Raw genomic sequence first — 11,217 nt, 5'->3', positions numbered from 1 at the left:
CAGCCCTGAAATAACCCCAGCAAATGGCGGGTAATGTGATTCAGCTTGGCCCCTTCATCTAACCGCTGCTGAATATACGGGCGAAATGCGTTAGCCGCTTCCAAGCGCGTACGCGCAGGCCCCGCTTCACCAAATAGCTGCTCATCGACCCCGGCGAGTAGCCACGGGTTTTGATACGCCTCGCGGCCCACCATCACACTATCTATGTGCTCAAGCTGGGCTTTGCACTCGGCTAGGGTTTTAATCCCCCCATTAATGCCAATATGCAGCTCTGGGTGGCTCTGCTTCAGACGATGCACGCGGGGGTAGTTAAGGGGCGGTACATCCCGGTTTTGCTTAGGCGACAAACCCTGCAGCCAAGCTTTGCGCGCGTGAACCGTAAAGATGTTGCAACCTGCAGCCGCCACAATCTCAATAAACCGCGCCAAGTCAGCATCTTCATCCTGATCGTCTATCCCGATACGGCACTTCACCGTGACCGGAATCGACACTGCCGCCTGCATAGCTTTCACCGCCGCCGCCACTTTTTCAGGGTGGCCCATCAAACAAGCGCCAATCATATTGTTCTGCACCCGGTCGCTGGGGCAGCCGACATTCAGATTGACTTCGTCGTAACCCCACGCCTCGGCAATGGCTGCACACTCGGCCAGCTCTCCCGCATCGCTGCCACCCAATTGCAACGCAATCGGATGCTCTACATCGCTATAGCCTAAAAAGCGCTCACGGGGCGTTCCATGCAAAATGGCACCAGTGGTCACCATCTCGGTATACAGCAATGTCCGCTTGGTTAACGTGCGTGCAAACGCGCGGTAATCGCGGGTTGTCCAATCCATCATAGGTGCCACGGAAAACAGACGAGCAGCATCTGCTGGGCTTGTTTTAGTCATATCAATCACTTGCATCATTCGATGCGGTATAAGCCAGTCGTGGTTGCTTAACAGCAGGGGGAGTCGTTGGCGAGCGATTGTACGCAAAAAGCGGGTTTGAGTACAAAGCACACGCGGCTCAATTGTGAGGGTAGAGGCCGGCAAAGGTGGAAGGTGAATATCGCTTGTTCAAAGTCCGGCGCGTAGGTATTGAATCCACAAAAACGAAATTAGTTTCGTTTGTCAATGAAATAAGCCTTTTGAGCCCTGCAGCACTTTGCTTGTTTTGCGGTCTTATTCAATGTGATGAGGGCTAGGCAGTGGTAAGCTGATATTTCGTTGTTGAGGAGTCTCTATGCATAAGACACTAGGTGGTATCAGTTTAGTGTTGGTGAGCGTGCTGCTGCTGGCTGGTTGTGGCGGTCAGGAGGAGGAGTCACCCTCAGAGTCGCCTGAGCCGGTCGTTGAAGTGCCTAGCCCACAGCAAAGTGCCGAACCACAAGAGGTGGTCGATCCTCTCGTTGTAGCCATTTCGGCTAGGGCCTCTCTGCGCTCTGATCGTCGTTTAATGGTAGAAGGCGAAACCAACCTGCCGGACGGCGCTCTTATTCAGGTAACCATTGAGCGTGAGATAAGCCGCGTGCGTTGGCAGGAGCGTACCAGTGTTTTACAAGGGCGGTTTAATGCTGGCCCCTTTGGTTCTGGCAGTGGCTTACCGGATGGACGATATAGTGTGCAGGTCCAGCTTTCAGAAGCCGCCGTGCAGCCAGAAGTGGTTCAGGCGCGCATTGGCAGTGAAGGGGAGCATTTGGCTGGCGAGCTGGTTAGCCAAACTCGCCATGGATTAGGGCAGGTTGCCACCTACTCGCGCAGTTTCTTAGTGGGCAGTGAACCAAGACGTACGCGCGACCAGGTGGACGTAGTTGAAGAAATGTAGGACGTGGGGGGATAAAGATGCTTTAGGCAGGAGACCAGTGTGCTAGCAGTACCGCATGTATGGTGGTGTCACTGGGCGCTTTAGCAAAATGCTCAATAACATAACCTTGTTCTTGCTGGATCAGATAATGACCAGCTTTGTGAAATACATGGGTAGGGCCTAATAGCACTAAGTCGCCTGCTAACACCGGTGAGAAATCCGTTTCTTGGCCGGGGGTTGCCATTATGCAGGGAGCTTTCCAGTCAATCTTTAGCGGCAGATGATGCGGCACCGTCATCATAGTTGCCTGAACCTGTTCCCAGGGGAGGGGACCAGTATGTGTCAGGATCAACAGAGGGGCGGCACTGTCACCTTCTAGTAGGGTTGCCAAAGAGCAATCAAGGGCATCGGCGAGCGCAACAAGGCGTTCGTGGCCGATTTGTTTGATAGCACCGGATTCCCAGTAAGAAATGGTGACATCTGATACGCCTACTTTACGTGCGAGGGCAGCTTTGTTGAGCTTGGCCCGAAGCCGCAGTTGCTTTATACGTGAGCCTAGCGATTCCATTTCATTTTCCTATCGTTGAGCTAAACAAGCTCGTTGAGTGTACTTCCACCCTATTCGGCGGCGCTCTGTGCATACTAGAAATCGCGAGGCGCTCTCAAGTATGAACACGAATCATAGGGGCTTCGCCATACTAAGCGATTGTGCTTTAACGCGCATCTTCCTATTAATGAGCCTCCAACTTCTGATCAGACGCTTTTAAGTCAAACTCGTTCCCTGCAAGGTACTGCTGGTTGCCTTAAGGGTGCGTATAATGCCGAGACGCTTTATTGCCAAAAGGACATTTTGATGACCGTTCGTACTCGTATCGCGCCTTCTCCAACGGGTGATCCGCATGTAGGTACTGCCTATATCGCGCTGTTTAATCTCTGTTTTGCGCGCCAGCATGGTGGCCAGTTCATTCTGCGCATTGAAGACACCGATCGGGTTCGGTCTACCGCTGAATCAGAACAGATGATTTTAGATTCGTTACGTTGGCTAGGGCTGGAGTGGGATGAGGGCCCTGATGTGGGCGGCCCTCACGGCCCATATCGACAAAGCGAGCGTGGTGATATCTACGCCCAGTACGCCCAGCAGCTTATGGATGCGGGGCATGCCTTTAAGTGTTACCGCACCAGTGAAGAGTTGGGTGAACTGCGGGAAGCTCGCAAAGCGGCGGGTATGCACTTGGCTTTGAAACCCGTTGACTTAGCGTTGGCTGCGGATGAGCAGGCTCGTCGTGAGCAGGAAGGCTGGCCTTATGTCGTTCGCATGAAGGTACCGAGCACCGGCGTTTGTGTGGTGAACGATATGTTGCGCGGCACAATCGAAGTTGAATGGGCGCAAGTTGATGCTCAAATTCTGCTGAAGTCGGATGGCATGCCTACCTATCATCTGGCAAACGTGGTTGATGATCACCTAATGAACATTACCCATGTGCTGCGCGGCGAAGAGTGGATTAATTCAGCGCCTAAGCATCAGTTACTTTATGAATACTTCGGCTGGGAAATGCCGCAGTTGTGCCATTTGCCGCTACTGCGTAATCCCGATAAGTCCAAGCTATCCAAGCGCAAAAACCCGACGTCGATTAACTACTATCGTCGTATGGGGTTCTTGCCTCAGGCCGTCACTAATTACTTAGGCCGTATGGGTTGGTCGATGCCTGACGAGCGCGAGAAGTTTAGCCTGTCAGATATGATGGCTGAGTTTGATATTCAGCGAGTATCGTTAGGTGGGCCAGTGTTTGATTTGGAAAAATTGACCTGGTTGAACGGCGTTTATATTCGTGAAGACTTAGATGACGATGCGCTGCTTCAGGCGCTTCGGGAATGGGCATTCAATGAAGAGTACGTGAAACAAATACTTCCTCAGGTGCGTCCTCGTGTGGAAACCCTTTCCCAAGTAATTCCGCTGGCGGGGCACTTTTTCTCTGGGCTGCCTGCGCTAACGGAAAACGACTTTGCTAGCGTGAAGCTTGAGAAAGAAGAACTGGTTAAGCTGCTGCAGTTCTTGGTGTGGCGTTTTGAAGCCGTGCCTGCATGGACGAAAGAAGTGCTCTTGGCAGACGTTAAAGTGCTTGCTGAGCATTTCGATATTAAGATGAAGGCTTTCCTTGCCCCTGTCTTTATTGCCATTACGGGCAGCACGTCGAGCACCTCTGTAATGGATGCCATGGCGATCTTAGGTTCCGACGTGACGCGAGCACGGCTACGTAGTGCCATTGACGTATTAGGCGGTGTTTCCAAGAAGCAAGCCAAACGCTTTGAAAAAGAGTTTCGTGATCTCTAATGTCTAGTTGATGTTTAGGATATGGCACTAGCGGGCTTTCTAAAGGTGTCTGTAATACGAGTGCTTGAAAAGGGTGCTTGAAAGGCTTGACGAAGGCGGGCGTAATCAGTAACATACGCTCCGTCTTCGAGACATGTGGGGCCTTAGCTCAGCTGGGAGAGCGCAACACTGGCAGTGTTGAGGTCAGCGGTTCGATCCCGCTAGGCTCCACCAATATCGAAAACTCTGGTTTTCAATACAAAGTTTTCAATATAGCGTCTCAAGGCCGTATTTATTTAGGTTAATAACGTCCCATTCGTCTAGTGGTCTAGGACACCGCCCTTTCACGGCGGTAACAGGGGTTCGAACCCCCTATGGGACGCCATCTCCTACTTCCTCGAAATTTATTTGCAGATTTATTGTCGGCAAACATTTCTCAAAATACGCATTTTAATTAAAGGCAATGAGGCAACTCATCTGTCGTTTTTTGCGTTCCCGTTATTATGGCTGTTGGCTGAAATCATTCTCATTTCAATCGTTTTTGGGCGATTTTGTGCTTGACTTGTCCACTTTTGCAAGTTTGCAGAAGGGGTTGTGCACAACCCTGAGCTGTTGTCTCAAAAAATCAGTGATTTAGCATTATTTCTTTTAAATCAATAAGTTACATTAGGTTAAAAAATGATCAATTTAAGGCTGGGTCACTGTTCATGGCGATTGTGGGACGTTTTGTAGTGGTTGTGAACAGGGTTATCCACAGATAGTGTGGAAAACCCTTTTCAAGATCGAGGCGCTTAAAAGTCAAGCATTATTCTGGCTTTTGGAGGCGCTTCAAGAGCGACGAAGTGTCCCAGCGTCCTCCATCCATACGTTGCACATCAGCATAAAATTGGTCAACAAGGGCGGTGACGGGTAGCGTGGCGCTCAGTCGACGAGCTTGCTCTAAGCAAATGCCTAAATCTTTGCGCATCCAGTCCACTGCAAAGCCATGATTGTACTCATTGGCAATCATCGTTTTGTGGCGGTTTTCCATCTGCCATGAACCAGCGGCACCCTTGGATACCACATCAATTACCTGTTGTTGATCCAGACCTGCTTGTTCGGCGAAATGGAGGCCTTCGGCAAGACCTTGTACTAAGCCAGCAATACAAATCTGGTTAACCATTTTAGTCAGCTGGCCACTGCTAGCGCTGCCCATCAGTGTGACGGCACGGGCGTAGTGATTAAGGATGGGGTGGACAGCGTCAAAGTGTGTCTGCTCACCACCACACATAATCGTCAGTGCGCCATTTTCAGCCCCTTGCTGCCCGCCGGAGACGGGGGCGTCTAAAAAGGCTACGCCTTGCTCGCGGCAGGTGGTGTCTAGTTCCAGAGCGAGGTCTGCAGAGGCAGTGGTGTGGTCGATCAGGTAGGTGCCGGTTGTCATGCTGCTTAGCACGCCGTCGGTGCCGGTAGTTACTTGCCTGACGTCGTCGTCATTACCTACGCATATCAAAACAAGGTCAGCGCCGTCAGCGGCTTCTTTGGGGGTGGCGTGTACGGTGCCGCCATACTCGTTTGCCCAAGTATCTGCTTTACTGCTTGTGCGGTTGTAAACACGCGTTGTAAGGCCTTGTTTGGCAAGATGGCCTGCCATGGGGTAGCCCATAACGCCCAGGCCAATAAAAGCAACAGTAGTGATGGTTCGCATAGAGCACCTTGTGGGTGTGTGATGAGTGCTAGGGGTGTGGAATATTTTGTGTAGAGTAATAAAAAAAGAATTTACGATAAGCAAAAGGCCACCCGTGGGTGGCCTTTTATTATCCTAGTGACGCTACGTTGTTACCGTGGCGTTATTTTTTAGGATAATCGCGCATGTCGTGGCCAATATACAGCTGACGCGGGCGGCCAATTTTGTAGCTTTCGCTGAGCATTTCATGCCAGTGAGAGATCCAGCCAATGGTGCGAGATACCGCGAAAATAACGGTAAACATATTGGTCGGTATGCCCATGGCTTTGAGAATGATGCCAGAGTAGAAGTCGACGTTTGGATACAGCTTGCGCTCAATGAAGTACTCGTCTTCAAGGGCGATTTGCTCAAGGCGCTTGGCGATTTTGAGCTGCGGGTCGTCAGCTAAGCCAAGCTCAGCAAGGACTTCATCACAGGTCTCTTTCATTACTTTGGCGCGCGGGTCAAAGTTGCGATATACGCGGTGCCCAAAGCCCATCAGCTTGAAGGGGTCATCTTTATCTTTGGCTTTGTCGACAAACCGCTGAATGTTTTCTTCAGAGTCGTCGCCAATTTCATCAAGCATATTCAGTACGGCTTCGTTGGCGCCGCCGTGTGCAGGACCCCAAAGTGCCGCAATACCGGCGCTGATACAGGCAAAGGGGTTGGCGCCGGTTGAGCCTGCTAAGCGTACTGTAGAGGTCGAAGCGTTTTGCTCATGATCCGCGTGCAACATAAAGATGCGGTCCATGGCTTTCGCGTATACCGGATTGATTTTGTACTCTTCGCATGGGTTGCTGAACATCATGTAGAGGAAGTTTTCTGCATAGCTCAGGTCGTTGCGGGGGTAGTTGAACGGCTGGCCAACATTATACTTGTGCGACATTGCGGCCAGGGTCGGCATTTTTGCAATGAGGCGAATAGCGCTGATCACGCGATCTTCTTCTTGGGTGATGTCCATGTGGTCATGGTAGAAAGCAGCTAGGCCGCCAACGACGCCACAAAGGATAGACATTGGGTGCGCATCGCGGCGGAACCCTTTGAAGAAATTGTTGATTTGGTCGTGCACCATGGTGTGGTTACGAATGCGCGACTCGAAATCTGCATACTGTTCATCGTTAGGTAGCTCACCGAATAGCAGGGTGTAGCATACCTCGACAAAATTAGACTCTTTGGCCAGTTGGTCGATAGGGTAGCCGCGGTGTAGCAGCACGCCCTTGCCGCCATCAATATAAGTGATAGCGGACTGGCAGGAAGAGGTGGCCATGAAGCCGGGATCGTAGGTAAACAGGCCTTCAGCACCTAAGCCGCGTACGTCGATGACGTCGGGGCCAAGTGTGCCGGAATACATGGGTAGTTCGATCGATTTTTCTAGACCGTCTACCGTCAATGTCGCTTTCCTGTCAGCCATGCTGGCCTCCTTTCGAATTCGGTTTGGGACGTAATGTCGTTGTTTCGCATACCGCGCCGGCGAAAAGGCTCGCCTACTATAGAAGTGTGCGACATTTTGTCAATTAGCCTAAGCGCTAGGTATCCTTGTACAGCTGTTGTTGTATTGGGCAATCTTTGTATATGGTAAGTGTGGAGTTCGTGGTAGAGGCGTCAGGGGGTTGACGACACGTTAACGGACTTATCAAACCATCAATCTCCTGTCACTATAACCATGCTGCAACGCAAAATCGACTCAGGTTGACCTCAATTTTCTTGCACCATAGTCGAGTTAAGCTTGAGTTCGGTTTGTCAGCAGGGGCGAAGGTTCTTATAATCCACGGCGCGCGACCGGCAGGTAGGAGGTCGTGCTCGACTTGGCAACGGCCGAGCCCCTTCCAGCAACCACTGCCCGCTCGGGCCATGCCCGACCTGTCGCAGAGCGGGCCAAGAGAGTGTGTATAACGCCGTGAATAGCAAACGACCCGTAAACTTAGACCTTACTACGATACATTTCCCACTACCGGCGCTAACGTCGATTACACACCGTATTACGGGTGTCATCCTCTTCGTTGGCCTGATCTTCGCTTTTTGGGCGCTGGGTAAATCACTATCGTCTCCGGCTGGCTTTGATGCCGTCAGCAACGCATTGGCCAATAACTTTTTCGCCAAGTTCATTGCCTGGGGATTGTTATCCGCATTGGCATTCCATTTTGTAGCAGGTATCAAACACCTGTTGATGGATGCGGATATCGGCGTGACCCTAGAAGGTGGCGTGAAAAAAGCACAAATCACTGTTGTCGTCAGTGTCGTTCTGATCATCCTGGCAGGAGTTTGGGTATGGTAACCAACATCACAAGTTTTGGCCGTAGCGGGTTATCCGATTGGCTAATGCAGCGCGTTTCAGCGGTAATCCTGGCTGTATATACCGTCTTTATCGTCGCCTACCTGCTGCTCAATCCTAATCTGGATTACTACGCTTGGAGTGGACTGTTCGATCAAACTTGGATGCGTATTTTCTCGCTGCTCGCATTTGTTTCCATTGCAGCGCACGCCTGGATCGGTTTGTGGACGGTCACCACCGATTATCTCAAGTCCACTCGCCTGCGCGTGGGTGCCCAGACTCTGATTATTCTGGCCATCTTCGTATATCTGGTGTGGGGCATTCAAATTCTGTGGGGAGCTTGATACATGTCTAACCTTCGTAGCCTGACATTTGACGCCATTATCATCGGTGGCGGTGGCTCTGGCTTGCGTGCTGCTTTAGAACTTGCCAAATCTGGCAAAAAGACAGCCGTACTGTCCAAAGTGTTCCCGACACGCTCTCACACGGTTTCTGCCCAGGGTGGTATTACTTGCGCCATCGCATCGTCAGATCCGAACGATGATTGGCGCTGGCACATGTACGACACTGTTAAAGGCGGCGACTACATTGCCGACCAAGACGCAGCTGAGTACATGTGTTCAGAAGGCCCGAAAGCGGTGTTTGAACTTGAGCACATGGGGCTGCCGTTCTCGCGCTTTGATAATGGCCGTATTTATCAGCGTCCGTTTGGTGGCCAGTCGAAAAACTTCGGCGAAGGCGGTCAGGCGGCACGTACCTGTGCAGCCGCTGACCGTACTGGCCACGCACTGCTTCACACGCTCTACCAAAACAACCTCAAGAACAACACCACGTTCTTGAATGAGTGGTACGCGGTAGATCTGGTGAAAAACAGCAACGGTGATGTGGTCGGTTGTATCGCCATGTGCATCGAAACTGGCGAAGTTGTCCACGTTAAATCGAAAGCCACTGTTCTGGCCACGGGTGGTGCAGGTCGTATCTATGCCTCTACTACTAATGCCTTGATCAATACTGGCGATGGTATCGGCATGGCGCTACGTGCTGGCTTCCCGATGCAGGACATGGAAATGTGGCAGTTCCACCCGACCGGTATTTATGGTGCGGGTACGCTGGTCACTGAAGGTTGCCGTGGTGAGGGTGGTTACCTGATCAATAAAGATGGCGAACGCTTCATGGAACGTTATGCGCCGAACGCCAAAGACTTGGCAGGCCGTGACGTTGTTGCTCGCTCAATGGTCATGGAAATTCTGGAAGGTCGTGGTTGTGGCGAGAAGGGCGATCACGTCTTCTTGAAGCTTGATCACCTGGGCGAAGAAGTTCTTGGTAAGCGCCTGCCGGGTATCGTTGAGCTGTCGAAAACGTTTGCTCACGTTGATCCTGCTAAAGATCCGATTCCTGTCGTGCCTACTTGTCACTACATGATGGGCGGTATTCCGACCAATATTCATGGTCAGGCAATTACCCAGGACGAAAGCGGCAACGATCATATCGTTAACGGTTTGTTTGCTTGTGGTGAAGCGGCGTGTGTATCGGTTCACGGTGCTAACCGCTTGGGCGGTAACTCACTGCTGGATCTGGTGGTCTTCGGTCGTGCGGCGGGTATGTTTATTGAAGGCGCGCTGAACGAAGGTATTGATTACCTGGATGCTTCTGAATCTGATATTGAATCAGCGATGAAGCGTATTACGCGCTGGAATGAATCGGAAGGTGGCGAGAGCATTCCTGAGCTTAAAGCAGAGCTCCAAGACATCATGCAGACTTCTTTCGGTGTATTCCGTGAAGAGAAGAATATGCAGGAAGGTGTCAAGAAACTGGCGGATCTGCGCAGCCGAATTGCCAATGCGCACCTGCCTGACAAGTCCAATGCGTTCAACACGGCGCGTGTTGAAGCTTTAGAACTTGATAACCTAATGGAAGTGGCAGAAGCAACGGCGATTGCTGCCCTTGAGCGTAATGAGAGCCGTGGTGCGCACTCGCGCTACGACTATCCTGACCGTGATGATGTCAACTGGCTGAAGCACTCGCTTTACTTCCCGGCCACGAAAGAGCTGAAGAAGCGCGACGTTAACTTCAAGCCGAAAACTGTTGATACATTCGAGCCTAAGGTTCGCACCTACTAATCTCTGCACTGACGAGAGGGAGTCACCATGTCTAACCTTCAGGTATCCGTATACCGCTACAATCCGGAAACCGACTCCGCGCCCTATATGCAGGAGTTCCAGGTCGATACCAAAGGCCGCGATCTGATGGTGCTGGATGTTCTGCATCTGATGAAAGAGCAGGATAGCGGACTTGCGTTCCGTCGCAGCTGCCGTGAGGGCGTATGCGGTTCCGATGGCATGAACATGAACGGTAAAAACGGCTTGGCATGTATTACGCCGCTGTCAGATGTTGTGAAAGGCAATAAGCTGACCTTGCGCCCATTGCCGGGTCTGCCGGTTATCCGCGATATGGTTGTGGATATGGGGCTGTTCTATAAGCAGTACGAGCGCATTCAACCGTACTTGCAGAACGATGAGCCTGCACCGGCGATTGAGCGTCTGCAATCACCAGAAGAGCGCGACAAGCTAGATGGCCTGTATGAGTGTATTCTTTGTGCATGCTGCTCTACGTCATGCCCATCGTTCTGGTGGAATCCAGACAAGTTTGTCGGTCCGGCTGGTTTGCTTCAGTCTTATCGCTTTCTTGCGGATACACGTGACACGGCTACCCGCGAACGTCTTACCAGCCTGGAAGATCCGTTCTCCGTGTTCCGTTGCCGCGGCATCATGAATTGCGTTGCGGTTTGTCCAAAAGGACTAAATCCGACCCGTGCAATTGGTAAAATTCGTGAAATGTTGTTGGCTGATGCGACGTAAACGCCTAATCCTATGAAAAAAATGCGATCGCTACGTAAGTTGCTGCACAAAGCCACTTAAATCGTGGAGCTTCGCTTGTTATCATAGGGGCGTTAGGTGGTGCGGCGACGCGTCGCACCATCTAACCAGTCAAGTTTAAAAGCCGGTGCCGCAAGTACCGGCTTTTGAGCATGAACTGATTGAGTATGACTAGATAAAAGAAGCCTTCGTATTAACGTAGTGAGTAGACGAAGGTATAATAGTACGTAGTGAAATAGAGCGTACTGAAGTGGTACGTAGTGAAAATGTA

At 51.4% G+C, this 11,217-nt stretch carries 10 protein-coding genes and 2 tRNA genes; 8 read left to right on the top strand and 4 right to left on the bottom strand.

Annotation, left to right across the window (positions count from 1 at the left end):
* A partial coding sequence (dusA, locus tag INT22_RS17685) for a tRNA dihydrouridine(20/20a) synthase DusA (RefSeq protein WP_226912871.1) occupies window positions 1-887 on the bottom strand: 887 nt, incomplete at its 3' end.
* Between the two features lie 334 nt (window positions 888-1,221).
* On the opposite strand from dusA, the gene INT22_RS17680 reads away from it, so the two are divergent.
* A complete protein-coding gene (locus INT22_RS17680; RefSeq protein ID WP_193061581.1) occupies window positions 1,222-1,803 on the top strand; it encodes a hypothetical protein in 582 nt (193 codons plus the stop codon).
* 22 nt (window positions 1,804-1,825) lie between these two features.
* Here INT22_RS17680 and INT22_RS17675 read toward each other — a convergent pair whose 3' ends face one another.
* Entirely contained in the window at window positions 1,826-2,350 is a 525-nt protein-coding gene (locus INT22_RS17675) for a helix-turn-helix domain-containing protein (RefSeq protein WP_193061582.1), read from the bottom strand.
* A 285-nt stretch (window positions 2,351-2,635) separates the two neighbouring features.
* Between INT22_RS17675 and gltX the strand changes: the two genes are divergently transcribed.
* The 3 genes from gltX (at window position 2,636) to INT22_RS17660 (ending at window position 4,478) form a co-directional block, all read left to right on the top strand.
* Window positions 2,636-4,114 carry a glutamate--tRNA ligase gene (gltX, locus tag INT22_RS17670; protein ID WP_193061583.1) on the top strand — a complete coding sequence of 493 codons (1,479 nt, stop codon included), beginning with the start codon at window positions 2,636-2,638 and terminating at the stop codon, window positions 4,112-4,114.
* A gap of 137 nt (window positions 4,115-4,251) precedes the next feature.
* Window positions 4,252-4,327 (top strand) — tRNA-Ala (locus tag INT22_RS17665).
* 75 nt (window positions 4,328-4,402) lie between these two features.
* A tRNA-Glu gene (locus INT22_RS17660) sits at window positions 4,403-4,478 on the top strand.
* A gap of 420 nt (window positions 4,479-4,898) precedes the next feature.
* On the opposite strand, the gene INT22_RS17655 is transcribed toward INT22_RS17660, so the two are convergent.
* Complete coding sequence (locus tag INT22_RS17655) at window positions 4,899-5,780, bottom strand: NAD(P)-dependent oxidoreductase (RefSeq protein ID WP_193061584.1); 882 nt, start codon at window positions 5,778-5,780, stop codon at window positions 4,899-4,901.
* 142 nt (window positions 5,781-5,922) lie between these two features.
* Window positions 5,923-7,209, bottom strand: coding sequence for a citrate synthase (gene gltA / locus INT22_RS17650; protein WP_083002030.1), 1,287 nt, complete (start codon window positions 7,207-7,209; stop codon window positions 5,923-5,925).
* A 486-nt stretch (window positions 7,210-7,695) separates the two neighbouring features.
* On the opposite strand from gltA, the gene sdhC reads away from it, so the two are divergent.
* Genes sdhC through INT22_RS17630 form a run of 4 tightly spaced genes read left to right on the top strand, consistent with a single transcriptional unit; the run spans window position 7,696 to window position 10,928 of the window.
* The gene (gene sdhC, locus INT22_RS17645; RefSeq protein ID WP_171880175.1) at window positions 7,696-8,073 is read left to right on the top strand and encodes a succinate dehydrogenase, cytochrome b556 subunit; all 378 of its coding nucleotides are present in this window, start codon (window positions 7,696-7,698) and stop codon (window positions 8,071-8,073) included.
* A complete protein-coding gene (gene sdhD, locus INT22_RS17640; protein ID WP_038482412.1) occupies window positions 8,067-8,414 on the top strand; it encodes a succinate dehydrogenase, hydrophobic membrane anchor protein in 348 nt (115 codons plus the stop codon). The genes sdhC and sdhD overlap by 7 nt, the downstream gene beginning before the upstream one ends.
* A gap of 3 nt (window positions 8,415-8,417) precedes the next feature.
* Window positions 8,418-10,190, top strand: a complete 1,773-nt coding sequence (gene sdhA / locus INT22_RS17635; RefSeq protein ID WP_009722512.1) for a succinate dehydrogenase flavoprotein subunit — start codon at window positions 8,418-8,420, stop codon at window positions 10,188-10,190.
* A gap of 27 nt (window positions 10,191-10,217) precedes the next feature.
* On the top strand, window positions 10,218-10,928 hold the full coding sequence (locus INT22_RS17630) for a succinate dehydrogenase iron-sulfur subunit (RefSeq protein ID WP_009722513.1): 711 nt from the start codon (window positions 10,218-10,220) through the stop codon (window positions 10,926-10,928).
* The last annotated feature ends 289 nt before the right edge of the window (window positions 10,929-11,217 follow it).

The organism is Halomonas sp. 3D7M (assembly GCF_014897885.1).
Lineage (GTDB): Bacteria > Pseudomonadota > Gammaproteobacteria > Pseudomonadales > Halomonadaceae > Vreelandella.
The sequence above is the reverse complement of the archived record's forward strand: the minus strand, read 5'-3'. Positions and strand labels throughout refer to the sequence as shown.